A 14169-nucleotide genomic window follows, 5' to 3' on the forward strand; every position below is an offset into this window, starting at 1 on the left:
GATCGGGGCTTGGCGCCGGCCTGATCTCGACGCCCGGGGGCTCGCGCAGCCACGTCAACCGGCTACTGGGGGCCGATCAGCGCGAAGGCCTGCCGGGCGACCTGCAGCATCCAGCCGGTCACCCTGGGGCCGTGATCGCGGGGCCAGTTGAGCTGAAAGCTGACCACCCACGGCTGCTGGTTCTTGTCGACGGCGTACCAGCTGAACGTCAAATCGCCGGGCAGCCCACCGGCTTTCGCGCCGATGTACGGCCAGACATTGCGGTCCAGCTGGATGCCGGCCACCGCCGAAAGGATCTGCCTGACCGGTGCGGCCGGTCCTACCGCGTCGGCCTGCAGCGCCGCGTGCACCCGGCAGATGTCCTCGGCGCTGCCGTACCACTCCGCGCCGTAGGCCGAGGCGGGGGAGTGGGCGTGGGCCGGATCCGGTTGGTACGGAGTCGAATCCGCCTGCTGCAGCAACTGGGCGCGGACCTGCCTGGACCCCTGCTTCCACTGATCGCGCAGGTCCGGTTTGCCCCAGCCGACGGAGAACAGCTCATACATCGTCGGGAACGGCGTCATGCTGGCCGGGTCGTGATGGCCCGCCGTGGCGAGAGCCTCCTCGATGGCGTGCGTACCCAACCTGCCGATCAGCAGGTCGGTGGCCATGTTGTCGCTGGTGGCGATCATCTTCTCGGCGGCCGTTCGAACCGAAACATGTGCTCCCACGGGCAATTCCAGGCCCGACGAGCCGACCGCCCGGCCCTTGTCGGTGACGGTGAGCTGATCGTCCCAGGACACCGTGCCGTTTCGGACGGCGACGGCCACCGCGTGCAGCACATACAACTTGAAAATCGATGCCAGCGGCAGTGATTCGCCCGTGTTGGTGCCCGCCACCGGGTCGCAATGACCGTCGTCGACCTTGGCGGCCTGGTACGAGTAGCGGGCGCCGGTCTTGCTCAGCACCGCGTCGACGTCGCGCCAGGAGTTTATCTTCGGGGGTTGCGTGTCGACGTCGAACCGGTCGACCCGGCCCTCGTCGTCGGTGTGCAGCCGGATGTCTTGCCGGGCGCCGTACGACGTGACCAGGTGCAGCGTGGCCACGCTGGCGCCGAGGTCGACGGCGGCGAGGGTGAAGGGCCGATCCCACCAGAGCCCCTCCATGGTGGTTTCGACCGACTCGACCTTGTCGGGCGCGGCCAGGGTGCCGACCCCGACCGGGCCGATCGGCCAGTCCGAGTTCAGCATGTCCAGGGTCTGCTGCGCGCGGACGCCGGGCGGCGTCCGGGTGTCGATCTGCCGGCCCGGGTTCGCCGCGTTCGCCTGCGGGGAGGGGGAGGGGGCGCAACCCGGCGCCAGCGTCACCACCAGCGCCGCCGCGGCGCCCAACGCCGCAACGCGCCGCCGAGCCGAACGGTCGCTAACTACCCTGCTTGCTGCCGGCAACGTCCATCACGACCTCGAATTCCAGCAACGATGCCCCGGTCGCCACCGGGTTGGCCCGCTCGCCCGCATGGGCCGCGATGGCGGGTCCCTTCGCCCAGGCCTGGAAGGCGTCCTCGGACTCCCAGTGCGTCACCACGAAGTAGCGGTTCTCACCCTTGATCGGGCGCAGCAACTGAAAGCCGAGGAAACCGGGCTGGTTGTCCACCGCGTGTGCGCGGTGGGCGAACCGCTTCTCCAGCTCGGGACCGGCGTCTGCGGGCACCTCGATTGCATTGATCTTCACCACTTGCGGCATCCCGCTAGGCTACCGCGCCGCCCGGCTTGCCCGGCTCCCGGGCGGGCCACGCAAGATGGTGATATGTCCACCGACCTGTTGACCTGCCGCGGCGGGCAGGGCGAGCCGTTGGTGCTGGTGCACGGCCTGATGGGCCGCGGCTCCACCTGGTCGCGCCAGCTGCCGTGGCTGGCCCGGCTGGGCACCGTCTACACCTACGACGCCCCGTGGCACCGGGGCCGTGACGTCGACGACCCACACCCGATCAGCACCGAACGCTTCGTCGCCGATCTGGCCGACGCCGTCGGCGCCCTGGGGACGGCGGCCCGGCTGGTCGGGCATTCGATGGGCGCGCTGCACGCGTGGTGCCTCGCCGCGGAGCGCCCGGATCTGGTCTCGGCGCTGGTGATCGAGGACATGGCGCCGGACTTCCGGGGCCGCACCACCGGGCCGTGGGAGCCGTGGCTGCATGCCCTCCCGGTCGAATTCGATTCCGCCGAGCAGGTATTCGACGAGTTCGGGCCCGTCGCCGGTCAGTATTTCCTGGACGCGTTCGACCGCACCGAACACGGCTGGCGGCTGCACGGGCACACCCCGCGCTGGATCGAGATCGCGGCCGAATGGGGAACCCGGGACTACTGGGCGCAGTGGGCGGCCGTGCGGGCGCCGGCGCTGCTGATCGAGGCCGGCAACTCGGTGACCCCGCCGGGCCAGATGCGGATGATGGCCGAAACATCATCCTCGACAACGTATCTGCACGTCCCACAGGCCGGCCACCTGATCCACGACGAAGCCCCGGAGATATTCCGCGAGGCCGTGGAGTCCTTCCTGGCGGTCACCGCCGGCCGGTGATCCCGCGCGCGGTGCGCAGCGCCACCGCCATCAGCGTGTTGGTCGGATTCTGGCAGCCCGAGGTGACGAACACGCTGCCGTCGGCGACAAAGACGTTGTCCATCTGATGCATTCGCCCGTTCGGGTCGACGACACTCGTCGCCGGGGACACGCCCATTTGCATCCCGCCCATCACGTGCTTGGTGTTCGGCGGGGTGCCGCCCCCGAGTTTTCGCTCCAGGCCGTCCGGGACGGCGGCGAACAGCTGCGCGCCGGCCGCCGCCATCATCGCGGTGATGGGCACCAGGTAGAAGGTCTGGGCGACGGCCTCGTGCCTGCCGGGCGCCCAGGTCACGCGGGCCACGGGCTGGCCGTTGAGGTCCGTGACCGTCGGGTCGAGCGTGACGTTGTTGGTCAGGTACGGCAGGTCGGTGCCGATGAAGTTCACGCCGGCGAGCCGGTCGCGCAGCAGCGAGGCGCGCATCAGGTCCTTGAACGGGCTGCCGAACAGCTGCACCCCGGGCAGGAATCCGAGGATCTCCTGGTAGAACTTGCCCTCCGTGATCGGATCCTGGCTGCCGCCCAGCTCGCACAGGCCGCCGCGGATGTAGGGCAGCCCGGCCAGCTTCGCCGCGAGCCGGGCGCCGGGGAAGTTGGGGTCGCAGAAATCCTCCATGCACTGCGTGATCGAGCGGCCGCGGTAGGCGTGCACCCGCTGGTCGAGGTAGATGCCGAATCCGTCGACGAAGTTGTGAAACATCAGCCGCGCGCCGATCCGTCCGCTGGCGTCGGGCAGACCCGACAGCAGCGCCAGGCGCGCGGTCTCGATCGCCGAAGCGGCCAGCACCACCAGGTCGGCGCTCTCCCCGCCGGGATTGCCCACCGGGTCGAGATAGGAGACGCCGGTGGCCCGCCGGCCGGCGAAATTGACCTTGGTGACGGTGGTTTCGGGACGCAACTGCGCCCGTCCGGTCCGCAGCGCCAGGCGCAGCGGCGCAAGCGCGCCCACCCGGGCCGAGATCGGGCAGCCGTAGTTGCTGCAGAACCCGCAGTTGTTGCACGCCGGGCGGCCGTCGTATTCGACCGAATTGATCGCCGTCGGGAACGGATACGGGTGCAGCCCGATTCGCTTGGCCCCCTTGGCGATCAGTGTCGACGAACGCTGCTGCGGCCCCGGCGGCATCGGGTATTGGCGCGAGCGCGGCGCGTGCTTGAGCGAGAGGGCGGGAATCGTCGCGACGTCGCCCTGGGTCCCGAGCAGCACCTCGACCAGGTCGTAATACGGTGCGATCTCGCTGTATTCGAACGGCCAGTCCTGCACGTCCGCGCCGGGCTGCGGGCCGAGCATCGAGAGCCCCTTGAAGTCGATGTCCCAGAACCGTGGGACCTTCGCGTCCCAGTGCACCGTGCCGCCCCCGACGGTCACCGGGAGCTCGTTGACTGGGCCGACGTAACCGGCGGCCTGGGTGGCGTTGTGCCGATAGGTGCGCGGATAGGCGAGCGGGTCGGGCTGCTCGAAGTAGCGGTACAGCGACTTGAGTTCGTCGTTGGCGAATGTCGTGCCGAGCGGGCCGGTGCCCTCCAGGTTGGTGAAGTAGTTCGATCCCTTCTCGAATATCACGACGTCCCAACCATTTTCGGCAAGCTCCATCGCCACCGTCGACCCGCCGGCGCCGGAGCCGACGATGACCGCCTTAGGCACTCACGCCGCCCCTTCCGCCCAATTTGGAGATGACCTGTTCCCAGCCCCCGCGGCGCAGCCGGTTGATGATGTCGCTGAGGACGACCACGTCCCACTGGACCGCTTCCACCTCGGCGGGGGTGTATCCACGCGGCTGGGAGTCCCCGGGGTACTTGATGTCCGTCCAGCCGACCAGGTTCGCGTTGCCGCCGTACTCGGGGACGCTGTACATGGCCTCGATGGTGTGGCCGAACAGCACGCCGGCGAAGGTCGCCGCCGGACCGTGCGCCAGGATGAGGTCCTGCTTCACGCCCGGGATCGCGGTGAAGTCGCCGCCGGCCTGCTGGTCGAGCAACGCGATGCCACTGGTGTATTGGTTGCGCAGCTGCGTCAGGCGCTGCTGCCACGCGTAGGCCTGGGCGCGGTTGAGCGGGACGAAGGTGGCCATGTAGTCCTGCGCGCCGCCGGCGCGGTTGCTCCAGGGGCCGCCGGCGTGGACGTCGGCGGGCGTGACGTCGAACACCGACAGCATCCGGTCGAGGTAGTTGATCACGTTCGCCTCGTGCGCCCCCGGACCGAACTCGGTCGGGCAGTCCTGCGGCCCCGGGATCAGGCGGCGGGTGGCGGCGTCGAGCACCGCGGCCTGGTGCTGCGTCAGGAACCGGTAGCCCGGGTCGGCCGACGCGGCGGGCAGGGCGCCCCGCGTGGCGGCGGCCAGCGGCAGCAGGCCGATGCCGCCGAGTACCGCGCGCCGGGACACCGGCGGCAAGCGGGATCCCTGGCCGGCCTCCTCGCTGGGCACATCGGCAGGGTATGACGCGGATATGAGTCTCACGTGGAACGCGGAGCGGGCGGCGTGTCGGGTTGCGCGGCCTCCGGCTTTTGCGATAGCGGAGGCGCGACCCCGGCGCGCGGAACGCAACACTATTTGATAAATTCTTCAATTGTTCGAATGTAGGAAACGTGGAGTCTTCAGGAGACCTGCCCGTGTCGGAGCCGCTGTACAAGGTCAAGGCCGAGTTCTTCAAGACGTTGGGGCACCCGGCGCGGATCAGGGTCCTCGAACTCCTCGTCACCGGGGACAAGTCGGTCGCCGAACTGCTGCCCGAGGTCGGGCTGGAATCGTCGAACCTGTCGCAGCAGTTGGGTGTTCTGCGGCGCGCGGGCGTGGTTGACGCGCACCGGGACGGCAACACGATGATCTATTCGATCGCCTCGCCCGATATCGCCGAACTGCTGTTGGTCGCGCGCAAGGTTCTCACCGGGGTCCTCAGCGACCGCGTGGCGGTGCTGGAGGACCTGCGCGCCGGCGGCGTGGGGTAGCGCATGGGCTGGATCCGCAAAGCGTTCCGGGTCGGCCGGATCGCCGAACCCGCTACACCCGCCCCGGCACCGGCGGTGAAACCGGTTGCCGGGGTGCGTGGTTCGCTTCAGATCCGCCACGTCGACGCCGGTTCCTGCAACGGGTGCGAGGTGGAGATCGCGGGGGCGTTCGGACCGGTGTACGACGCCGAGCGATTCGGTGCCCGGCTGGTGGCCTCCCCGCGTCACGCGGACGCGCTGCTGGTGACCGGCGTCGTGACACGCAACATGGCCGGCCCGTTGGCCGCGACGGTCGAAGCCACCCCGCTGCCGCGCCGCGTGATCGCCTGCGGCGACTGCGCGCTGAACGGCGGGGTTTTCGGCGACGCGTACGGCGTGGTCGGCGCGGTCGGTGAGGTTGTGCCCGTCGACGTCGAGATCCCGGGGTGCCCGCCGACGCCGAGCCAGATCATCGAGGCGCTCAGATCGGTGACCGGCCGGTGACCGCGGAACTGATGGCGCGTGCGGTGCCCGCGCCAAACCTGGCGGCCCGCAGGGACTTCCGCCCCGCGCTCGCGGGCGCGCTGACGTCGTTGCTCGGCGCGGCCGGAATCTGGGCGGGCATCGTCGGGATGTTCGGTTCGGCGCGCGACGTGCGCATCGGGTGGTTGCTGCCGCTGTCGGGGGTGCAGCTGGGCCTCGACCCCCTCGGCGGCTTCTTCATGGCGCTCGTGGGCGCGGTCGCCGTCGTCGTCGGGCCGTACGCCGTCGGCTATGCGCGGCGCGAGCATCTCGGCGGGGCCGCACTGGCGGTGCTGCCGTTGTTCGTCGCGGCGATGCTGCTGGTGCCCGCGGCGGCGTCGGTCACCACCTTCCTGTTGGCGTGGGAGCTGATGGCGCTCGCGTCGCTGGTGTTGGTGCTCGCCGAACATACCCGCCCCCAGGTTCGTTCCGCCGCATTGGTTTACGCGGTGATGACCCAGTTGGGGTTCGTCGCGATCCTGGTCGGGCTGATGGTGTTGTCCGCGGCCGGCGGCGCCGACCGGTTCGCCGACTTGCACCGCATCCCGCAGGGCGCGCGCACCGCGGTGTTCCTGCTGACGGTGGCGGGATTCGGGTCCAAGGCGGGGCTGGTGCCGCTGCACGCCTGGTTGCCGCGCGCCCACCCCGAGGCGCCCAGCCCGGTGTCGGCGCTGATGAGCGCGGCGATGGTGAATCTCGGCGTCTACGGCATCTGCCGCATCGACATGCAGCTGCTCGGGCCCGGCCCACGCTGGTGGGGCCTCACCCTGATGGTCGTCGGCGGCGTGTCGGCGCTCTACGGCGTGGTGCAGGCCTCGGTGGCCACGGATCTCAAACGGCTGCTTGCCTATTCGACCACCGAGAACCTCGGGTTGATCGCGCTGGCGCTGGGGGCGGCGACCCTGTTCGCCGCGGCAGGCGCGCACGGGCCGGCGACGATCGCGGCGGTCGCGGCCATGCTGCACCTGATCGCCCACGCGGCCTTCAAGAGCCTCGGGTTCTTGGCCGCCGGTTCGGTGCTGGCCGCGACGGGGCTGCGCGACCTCGACCGGCTGGGTGGCCTGGCCCGCCGGATGCCGGTGACCACCACCCTGTTCGGGGTGGCGGCGCTCGGCGCGTGCGGGCTGCCGCTGGGCGCCGGCTTCGTCAGCGAGTGGCTGCTGGTGCAGTCGCTGATCCACACGGCTCCGCAACATATCGCGGTGCTGGCGCTGACCACGCCGCTGGCGGTGGGCGCCGTCGCGCTCACCACGGGCCTGGGCGTGGCGGCGATGGTCAAGGCCTTCGGGATCGGCTTCCTGGCCCGGCCGCGCTCCGAGCCGGCCGCCGACGCCCGCGAGGCGCCGGGCAGCATGCTGGCCGGCATGGCGATCGCGGCGGTCGCCTGTGTGGTGCTGGCCGTGGCGCCCTCGGTCGTCGCGCCCGCGCTGCGTCGGACGGTCGCCACGCTGCCCGCGGCCCGGACGGTGCAATTCAGCGACTTCGGCGCCTTCGTGCGACTGCCGGGCCTGCAAGGCTCGATCGCGCCCGGCGTGATCGCGGCCGGCGTCGTGGTGGCCGCGCTGGCCGTCGCCGTGCTGGCGCGGTGGCGCCGAAGGCACCGCCCTGCGCCCGCCACCTTGCCGCTATGGGCTTGTGGCGCCGAGGATCTCACGGCACGCATGCAGTACACCGCCACGTCGTTCGCCGAACCGCTGCAGCGCGTCTTCGACGACATCCTGCGGCCCGACACGAACATCGAGGTCGTGCCCAACGCGGGGTCGAGGTACCTGGCCGACAAGATCACCTACCGCAGCAGCATCGGCGACGCGATCGAAGACCGCTTCTATACTCCGGTGGCCCAGGCGATTTCGGTGGCGGCGGGGGTGGTGCGGCGCGCCCACACCGGCAGCGTGCACCTGTATTTGGCCTACGGCGCGCTCGGCGTCCTGACCGTGCTGGTGGTCGCCCGATGAACGCCTGGTCCTACGTCGCGGGCGCCGTGCAGATCGGCGGCGTGATGCTCGGGGCGCCGCTGGTGGTCGGTCTCACCCGCCAGGTGCGCGCGCGCTGGGAGGGCCGCGTCGGCGGCGGCCTCCTGCAGCCCTGGCGGGACATAATCAAACAGCTTGGCAAGCAACAGATCACGCCGCGCGGGACGACGGCGGTGTTCGCGGCGGCGCCCGCGATCGTCGCCGGATCGACCCTGCTGATCGCCGCGATCGCGCCGCTGGTCGCCACCGGATCGCCGCTGGACGCCAGCGCCGACCTGTTCGCCGTCGTCGGCCTGCTGTTCGTGGGCACCGTCGCGCTGACCCTGGCCGGCATCGACACGGGCACTTCGTTCGGCGGCATGGGCGCCAGCCGCGAGATCACCATCGCCGCGCTGGTCGAACCCACCATCCTGCTGGCGGTCTTCGCGTTGTCCATGCCGACGGGATCGGCGAATCTCGGTGCGCTGGTGGAACATACGATCGTCCATCCCGGTCAGGTGGTGTCGCTGGCCGCGGTGCTGGCGTTCGCCGCGCTGGTGATCGTCATCGTCGCCGAGACGGGGCGGCTGCCGGTGGACAACCCGGCCACCCACCTGGAGCTGACGATGGTCCACGAGGCGATGGTCCTGGAATACGCCGGTCCGCGGCTGGCGATGGTGGAGTGGGCGGCGGGGATGCGGCTGACCGTGCTGTTGGCGTTGCTGGCAAACCTGTTTGGGCCCTGGGGTATCGCCGGCGCCCAGCCGAGCGCGCTGGGTGTCCTCGCCGGCCTGGCGGCGATCGCGGCCAAGGTCGCGGTGCTGGCGGGACTGCTGGCCACCGTCGAGGTCTTCGTCGCGAAGCTGCGGCTGTTCCGGGTGCCCGAGTTGCTTTCCGGATCCTTCCTGCTCGCGCTGCTCGCGGTGGTCGCCGCCAACTTCTTCGCGGTGCCGGCATGACGTACCACACGTTTACGGTTCTCGTCGACCTCGCCGCGGGCGGACTGCTGCTGGGCGCGGTGCTCATCGTGTGGCGCCGCGACCTGGTCGCCATCGTCCGGCTGCTGGCGATCCAGGGCGTCGCGCTGGCCGCCATCCCCGTGCTGCGCGGGATGTACGACGGCGACCGCGCGCTCATCGGGGTCGGCGTCGCCGTGCTGGTGCTGCGGGCCGTGGTGTTGCCGCGGCTGCTGGCGCGCGCGGTGGGGTCCGGACCGCAGGCGCACCGCGAGGCCACCCCGCTGGTCAACACCGCCACGTCGCTGCTGATAACCGCCGCGCTGACGCTGGCGGCGTTCGCCGCCACCCGGCCGCTGGTGAATTTGCAGCCGGCGGCCACCACCACCGCCGTGCCGGCCGCCACCGCGGTCGTCCTCATCGCGCTGCTGGTAATGGTCACGCGGCGCCACGCGGTGTCGCAGGCGGCGGGATTCCTCATGCTGGACAACGGAATCGCCGCGACCGCGTTCCTGCTCACGGCCGGGGTGCCGATGATCGTCGAGCTCGGCGCCTCGCTGGACGTGCTGTTCGCCGTCATCGTGATCGGCGTCCTGACCGGTCGGCTGTCGCGCACCTTCGGCGGCGCCGACCTGGACCGGCTGCAGGAGCTGCACGACTGATGACCGCCCTGCTGCTCACCGCGATCCTGGCGCCGGTCGTCGCGTCGCTCGCCACACTGGTCGCCGGCTGGCGCCGCCCGACCGCGACGCTGATCGTCTTGTCGGCGGTGGCGGTGCTCGGGTGCGGCGCGGCGCTCGGGTGGCGGGTCGGGTCGGGGACGCGCCTCGCGCTGGGCGGACTGCTGCGCGTCGACGCGCTCACCGTCACCATGCTGATCGTCATCGGAGTCGTTGCGGCACTGGCCACCTGGGCCAGCATCGGTTACATCGACACCGAGCTCGCGCACGGCCACACCGACCCGCGCGGCGCCCGAATCTACGGCGCGCTGACGGCGGCCTTCCTGGCCGCGATGGTTGTCGCGGTGTGCGCCAACAACATCGGGGTCATCTGGATCGCCGTCGAAGCCACCACCGTGATCACCGCCTTTCTGGTCGGGCACCGCCGTACCCGCGGCGCGCTCGAGGCGACGTGGAAGTACGTGGTGATCTGCTCGGTCGGCATCGCGATCGCCTTCCTGGGCACGGTGTTGCTGTACTACGCGGCCGAGCACGCCGGCGCGCCCGCCGCCGCCGCGCTGAACCTCGACGTGCTGGCGGCACACGCCGGCGGGCTGAATCCCGACATCGCCCGGCTCGCGGGCGGGTTGCTGCTCATCGGCTACGGCGCGAAGGTCGGACTGTTTCCGTTCCACACCTGGTTGGCCGACGCGCACAGCCAGGCCCCGGCACCGGTTTCCGCGCTGATGAGCGGGGTGCTGCTGTCGGTGGCCTTCTCGGTGCTGATCCGCCTGAAGCCGATCATCGACGCGGCCACCGGTCCCACCTTCATGCGGTCCTGGCTGCTGGTGATCGGCCTGGCCACGCTGGTGGTGGCGGCGTTGATGCTGACGGTGACCCCCGACCTCAAGCGCATGCTCGCCTACTCCTCCATGGAGAACATGGGCCTGATCGCGATCGCCGCGGCCGCGGGAACCACGCTGGCCATCGCCGCCCTTCTGCTGCATGTCCTCGCCCATGGAATCGGCAAGACGGTTCTGTTCCTGGCGAGCGGTCAGCTGCAGGCCGCGCATGACTCGACCGCGATCGCCGACATCAGCGCCGTGCTGCGGCGCTCCCGCCTGGTCGGTGTGTCGCTGGCGGTCGGTGTGATCGTGCTGCTCGGGCTGCCGCCGTTTGCGATGTTCGCCAGCGAGCTGGCGATTGTCCGCTCGCTCGCCGATGCCAGGCTCACCTGGGCCATCGGGGCGGGCCTGCTGCTGGTCGCGATCGCCTTCGCCGCGCTGGCGCGCAACTTCGGCCGAATCCTGCTGGGGGGCAGCCCCGCCGACACCCCGGAGATCGCGGTGCCGCGCACCGTCGCGGCGGCCCTGCTGATCGGCGTGGCCGCATCGATGGCCCTCGGTGTCACCGCGGGTCCGCTCACCGGCCTGTTCACCGCCGCCGCAAGCGACGTCGGGGCCCCGCGATGAGCCGCGACTGGGTGCGCCACAGGTTATCCCAAACCAGCCTGGCGGAGACGGCGGAATTGCTGCTGGACAAGGGCTTTCGTTTGGGCCTGATGGCCGCCCACGACGACGGCGACGCCTTCCGCGTGGTCTATCTGTTCCTGGCCGGCTGGCCCGATCGCCGTGTCGAATTGGAATGTGTTGTGCCGAAGGATAATCCGGAGATCCGCTCGCTGGCGTATCTGTCGTTTGTGGCCGGCCGGTTCGAGCGCGAGATAGCGGACCTGTACGGGATCCGGCCGGTCGGGCATCCGAAGCCGCGCCGGCTGGTGCGCCACGCCCACTGGCCCGAGGGGTGGTATCCGATGCGCGGTGCGGCGCCGGCCGCACCCAAATTCGATGGCAGCGGCCATTTCCCGTTCGTCACCGTCGAGGGACCGGGGGTGTATGAGATCCCGGTCGGTCCCGTGCACGCGGGGTTGATCGAGCCCGGCCATTTCCGCTTCTCGGTCGCCGGCGAGACCGTGCTGCGGCTCAAGGCGCGGCTGTGGTTCGTCCATCGGGGCGTGGAAAAGCTCTTCGAGGGCCGCCCGACCGGCGGCGCGGTCGAGTTGGCCGAGCGCGTCAGCGGCGACACGTCCGTCGCGCACGCGCTCGCCCACTGCCTCGCCGTCGAGGACGCGCTCGGGATGGGGCTTCCCGACGAGGCGCACCGGCTGCGGGCGCTGCTGGTCGAGCTCGAACGGCTCTACAACCACGTCGCCGACCTGGGCGCGCTGGCCAACGACGTCGGGTTCGGCCTCGCCCACGCGCACGCCCAACGCGTCCGCGAAGAACTGCTGCGGCTCAACGCGACCGTCACCGGACACCGGCTGCTGCGCGGCGCCGTCCGCCCGGGCGCGGTCGCGCTGCGGGCGCTGCCGGATGTCGACGCGCTGCGGCGGATCGCCGCCGACGTCGCCGAGATCGCGGAGCTGACCCTGCGCAACAGCGGGGTGTACGACCGGTTCGCCGCGACGGCGGTCCTGGACAAGGAAGACGCCGAGGCCCTCGGGTGCCTGGGCTATGTGGCGCGCGCCAGCGGTATGCGCACCGACGCGCGAATCGAACACCCCAGCACCGCACTGCCCGTGGCCGAGATCGGCGCCGCCACGGGTGACGTGCTGGCGCGCTACACGGTGCGGCGCGACGAATTCGCGGCGTCCACCGAGCTGGCCTGCCATCTGATCGAGTCGCACAGCGGCCCAATCGAATACGATGACGGCCCGGCCGCGTCGCGCGGGCCCCGCAGTGGCATCGGCATCGTCGAGGGCTGGCGCGGCACCATCGTGCACCGCGTCGAGACCGACGCGGCCGATCGGATCACGCGCGCGAAAATCGTCGACCCGTCCTGGTTCAACTGGCCCGCGTTGCCCGTCGCGATGGCCGACACCATCGTTCCCGACTTCCCGCTGGTCAACAAGAGCTTTAACCAGTCGTACGCCGGGAACGATCTCTGAGGGCTACCCTTCGCCCAGCAACGCGAACCGTCCGTCGACGGTCCGCGTCACCAGCCCGTCGGCGAGCAACGATTCCAGTGCCCGGTCGCGCTGCTGCGTATCGGTCAACCAGGCCACGTCGAGTTCCGCGCGGGTGACGGGGGAATCCTTGGCGCGCAACACGTCCAGGAGCCGCCCGCGTACCTGGCGGTCGGTTCCCGCGTAGGTCTGGGCGCGGCGGGCCGGCCCCTGGGCGGCGGGATAACCGGCGTGGCGCCAAGCGCACTCGCGAAGCGGGCACAGCCCGCAGCGCGGGGACCGGGCGGTGCACACGGTCGCGCCCAACTCCATGAGCGCCACCGAAAACGTCGGCGCCCGTTCGTCATCGGGCAGCAGCGCCGACACGTCGGCGTGGTCGCGCGCCGCCGACGGCGCGCCGGAGTCGGCCAGGCCGTGCACGGCGCGGGCCACCACCCGCCGCACGTTGGTGTCCACCACCGGCACGGCCCGGCGGTAGGCGAAGCAGGCGATGGCGCGCGCGGTGTAGCTGCCCACGCCGGGCAGCGTCAGCAGGACCTCGACGTCGTCGGGGACCACGTCGCCGTGGTCGCGCGCGATGACGGTGGCGCACTCGTGCAGGTGCTTGGCGCGCCTCGGGTAGCCGAGCTTGCCCCACGCGCGCAGCACGTCGGCCGCACTGGCCGCGGCGGTCGCCGACGCGGTCGGCCAGCGCCGCACCCAATCCGGCCAGATCGACAGGACCCGGCTCACCGGCGTCTGCTGCAGCATGAACTCGCTGACCAGGATCTGCCACGCGGTGACATCCGGCCCCCGCCAAGGCAAGTCACGGCGGGACCGTTCATACCAAACTATGAGCTCGCTCGGGCTGACGTTCATGTGCGTGTGCGGCATGATAAGTGCCATGCCGAACACCAGCCCGATAACCGCGTGGAAAGCACTCAAAGAGGGTAACGAGCGATTCGTTGCCGGCAAGCCGCAGCATCCCAGCCAGAGCGTCGATCACCGGACCAGCCTGGCCGCCGGTCAAAAGCCCACCGCGGTCGTGTTCGGTTGTTCCGACAGCCGGGTGGCCGCCGAGCTGATCTTCGATCAGGGTTTGGGCGACATGTTCGTGGTCCGCACCGCCGGGCAGGTCATCGACTCGGCGGTGCTGGGCTCCATCGAGTTCGCGATCACGGTGCTCGACGTGCCGCTCATCGTCATCCTCGGCCACAACAGCTGCGGCGCCGTCAAGGCGGCGCTGGCGGCGATCGAGGACGGCGCGATACCCCCAGGTTTCGTGCGCGACGTCGTGGAGCGGGTCGCGCCGTCGATCCTGATGGGCCGCCGAGACGGCCTGACCCGCGTCGACGAGTTCGAGGAACGCCACGTGAAAGAGACGCTCGCGCAACTCATGGCGCGTTCCTCGGCCATCGCGGAGCGGGTGTCCGCGGGCACGGTGGGCATCGCGGGCGTGACCTATCACCTGGCCGACGGCAAGGCGGCGCTGGTCGACCATGTCGGCGATATCGGCGAGTAACCGCCGCATTTCGCGGCCCCACTAACACGGCGGTCGGCCAGCAAACATCGCGACACGCCGGGTCGGATATAACAAATTGGCGTGACCTGGGCCTACGGT

The 14169-nt window shown here is 70.7% G+C and carries 14 protein-coding genes; 9 read left to right on the forward strand and 5 right to left on the reverse strand.

From position 1 onward, the window contains the following. Nucleotides 1-62: 62 nt before the first annotated feature. Both AC5Y7V_RS18885 and mhuD read right to left on the reverse strand, forming a co-directional pair. A complete protein-coding gene (locus AC5Y7V_RS18885; RefSeq protein ID WP_499881558.1) occupies nt 63-1427 on the reverse strand; it encodes a serine hydrolase in 1365 nt (454 codons plus the stop codon). After that, nucleotides 1402-1722 (reverse strand): mycobilin-forming heme oxygenase MhuD, encoded by a 321-nt coding sequence (gene mhuD / locus AC5Y7V_RS18890; protein WP_499881559.1) that lies wholly within the window; start codon nt 1720-1722, stop codon nt 1402-1404. The genes AC5Y7V_RS18885 and mhuD overlap by 26 nt, the downstream gene beginning before the upstream one ends. A gap of 63 nt (nt 1723-1785) precedes the next feature. On the opposite strand from mhuD, the gene AC5Y7V_RS18895 reads away from it, so the two are divergent. After that, nucleotides 1786-2553, forward strand: coding sequence for an alpha/beta fold hydrolase (locus AC5Y7V_RS18895; protein WP_499881560.1), 768 nt, complete (start codon nt 1786-1788; stop codon nt 2551-2553). Here the strand turns inward: AC5Y7V_RS18895 and AC5Y7V_RS18900 are convergent. Together AC5Y7V_RS18900 and AC5Y7V_RS18905 are read right to left on the reverse strand one after the other, a co-directional pair. After that, nucleotides 2537-4234 (reverse strand): GMC oxidoreductase, encoded by a 1698-nt coding sequence (locus tag AC5Y7V_RS18900; protein ID WP_499881561.1) that lies wholly within the window; start codon nt 4232-4234, stop codon nt 2537-2539. The two genes, AC5Y7V_RS18895 and AC5Y7V_RS18900, sit on opposite strands and share 17 nt — an antisense overlap. Further along, a complete protein-coding gene (locus tag AC5Y7V_RS18905) occupies nt 4227-5015 on the reverse strand; it encodes a gluconate 2-dehydrogenase subunit 3 family protein (protein WP_499881562.1) in 789 nt (262 codons plus the stop codon). The genes AC5Y7V_RS18900 and AC5Y7V_RS18905 overlap by 8 nt, the downstream gene beginning before the upstream one ends. Before the next feature lie 185 nt (nt 5016-5200). Here AC5Y7V_RS18905 and AC5Y7V_RS18910 point away from each other — a divergent pair, with 185 nt between their 5' ends. From AC5Y7V_RS18910 to AC5Y7V_RS18940, 7 genes are read left to right on the forward strand one after another with little or no spacing between them, the layout of a single operon-like run. Then, on the forward strand, nt 5201-5536 hold the full coding sequence (locus tag AC5Y7V_RS18910; RefSeq protein ID WP_499881563.1) for a lsr2/espR transcriptional regulator: 336 nt from the start codon (nt 5201-5203) through the stop codon (nt 5534-5536). A 3-nt stretch (nt 5537-5539) separates the two neighbouring features. Then, entirely contained in the window at nt 5540-6019 is a 480-nt protein-coding gene (locus AC5Y7V_RS18915) for an NADH-quinone oxidoreductase subunit B family protein (protein WP_499881564.1), read from the forward strand. A gap of 11 nt (nt 6020-6030) precedes the next feature. Then, nucleotides 6031-7992 carry a proton-conducting transporter transmembrane domain-containing protein gene (locus AC5Y7V_RS18920; RefSeq protein WP_499881784.1) on the forward strand — a complete coding sequence of 654 codons (1962 nt, stop codon included), beginning with the start codon at nt 6031-6033 and terminating at the stop codon, nt 7990-7992. Continuing rightward, on the forward strand, nt 7989-8948 hold the full coding sequence (locus AC5Y7V_RS18925; RefSeq protein WP_499881565.1) for a respiratory chain complex I subunit 1 family protein: 960 nt from the start codon (nt 7989-7991) through the stop codon (nt 8946-8948). The genes AC5Y7V_RS18920 and AC5Y7V_RS18925 overlap by 4 nt, the downstream gene beginning before the upstream one ends. Beyond that, the gene (locus tag AC5Y7V_RS18930; RefSeq protein WP_499881566.1) at nt 8945-9607 is read left to right on the forward strand and encodes a hypothetical protein; all 663 of its coding nucleotides are present in this window, start codon (nt 8945-8947) and stop codon (nt 9605-9607) included. Before AC5Y7V_RS18925 ends, AC5Y7V_RS18930 begins: the two co-directional genes overlap by 4 nt. Continuing rightward, a complete protein-coding gene (locus tag AC5Y7V_RS18935; protein WP_499881567.1) occupies nt 9607-11076 on the forward strand; it encodes a proton-conducting transporter transmembrane domain-containing protein in 1470 nt (489 codons plus the stop codon). Before AC5Y7V_RS18930 ends, AC5Y7V_RS18935 begins: the two co-directional genes overlap by 1 nt. Beyond that, entirely contained in the window at nt 11073-12551 is a 1479-nt protein-coding gene (locus AC5Y7V_RS18940; RefSeq protein WP_499881568.1) for a hydrogenase large subunit, read from the forward strand. The genes AC5Y7V_RS18935 and AC5Y7V_RS18940 overlap by 4 nt, the downstream gene beginning before the upstream one ends. Before the next feature lie 3 nt (nt 12552-12554). On the opposite strand, the gene AC5Y7V_RS18945 is transcribed toward AC5Y7V_RS18940, so the two are convergent. Then, nucleotides 12555-13454, reverse strand: a complete 900-nt coding sequence (locus tag AC5Y7V_RS18945) for an iron-sulfur binding domain-containing protein (protein ID WP_499881569.1) — start codon at nt 13452-13454, stop codon at nt 12555-12557. On the opposite strand from AC5Y7V_RS18945, the gene AC5Y7V_RS18950 reads away from it, so the two are divergent. After that, on the forward strand, nt 13453-14070 hold the full coding sequence (locus AC5Y7V_RS18950; protein WP_499881570.1) for a carbonic anhydrase: 618 nt from the start codon (nt 13453-13455) through the stop codon (nt 14068-14070). The genes AC5Y7V_RS18945 and AC5Y7V_RS18950 overlap by 2 nt on opposite strands. The last annotated feature ends 99 nt before the right edge of the window (nt 14071-14169 follow it).

Source organism: Mycobacterium sp. NGS34 (assembly GCF_059812845.1).

Coding starts and splice junctions, on each gene's coding strand:
- AC5Y7V_RS18930 (WP_499881566.1), top strand. CDS start 8,945: ATGACGTACCACACGTTTACGGTTCTCGTCGACCTCGCCGCGGGCGGA.
- AC5Y7V_RS18945 (WP_499881569.1), bottom strand. CDS start 13,454: ATGGCACTTATCATGCCGCACACGCACATGAACGTCAGCCCGAGCGAG.
- AC5Y7V_RS18935 (WP_499881567.1), top strand. CDS start 9,607: ATGACCGCCCTGCTGCTCACCGCGATCCTGGCGCCGGTCGTCGCGTCG.
- AC5Y7V_RS18940 (WP_499881568.1), top strand. CDS start 11,073: ATGAGCCGCGACTGGGTGCGCCACAGGTTATCCCAAACCAGCCTGGCG.
- AC5Y7V_RS18915 (WP_499881564.1), top strand. CDS start 5,540: ATGGGCTGGATCCGCAAAGCGTTCCGGGTCGGCCGGATCGCCGAACCC.
- AC5Y7V_RS18925 (WP_499881565.1), top strand. CDS start 7,989: ATGAACGCCTGGTCCTACGTCGCGGGCGCCGTGCAGATCGGCGGCGTG.
- mhuD (WP_499881559.1), bottom strand. CDS start 1,722: ATGCCGCAAGTGGTGAAGATCAATGCAATCGAGGTGCCCGCAGACGCC.
- AC5Y7V_RS18895 (WP_499881560.1), top strand. CDS start 1,786: ATGTCCACCGACCTGTTGACCTGCCGCGGCGGGCAGGGCGAGCCGTTG.
- AC5Y7V_RS18950 (WP_499881570.1), top strand. CDS start 13,453: ATGCCGAACACCAGCCCGATAACCGCGTGGAAAGCACTCAAAGAGGGT.
- AC5Y7V_RS18920 (WP_499881784.1), top strand. CDS start 6,031: ATGGCGCGTGCGGTGCCCGCGCCAAACCTGGCGGCCCGCAGGGACTTC.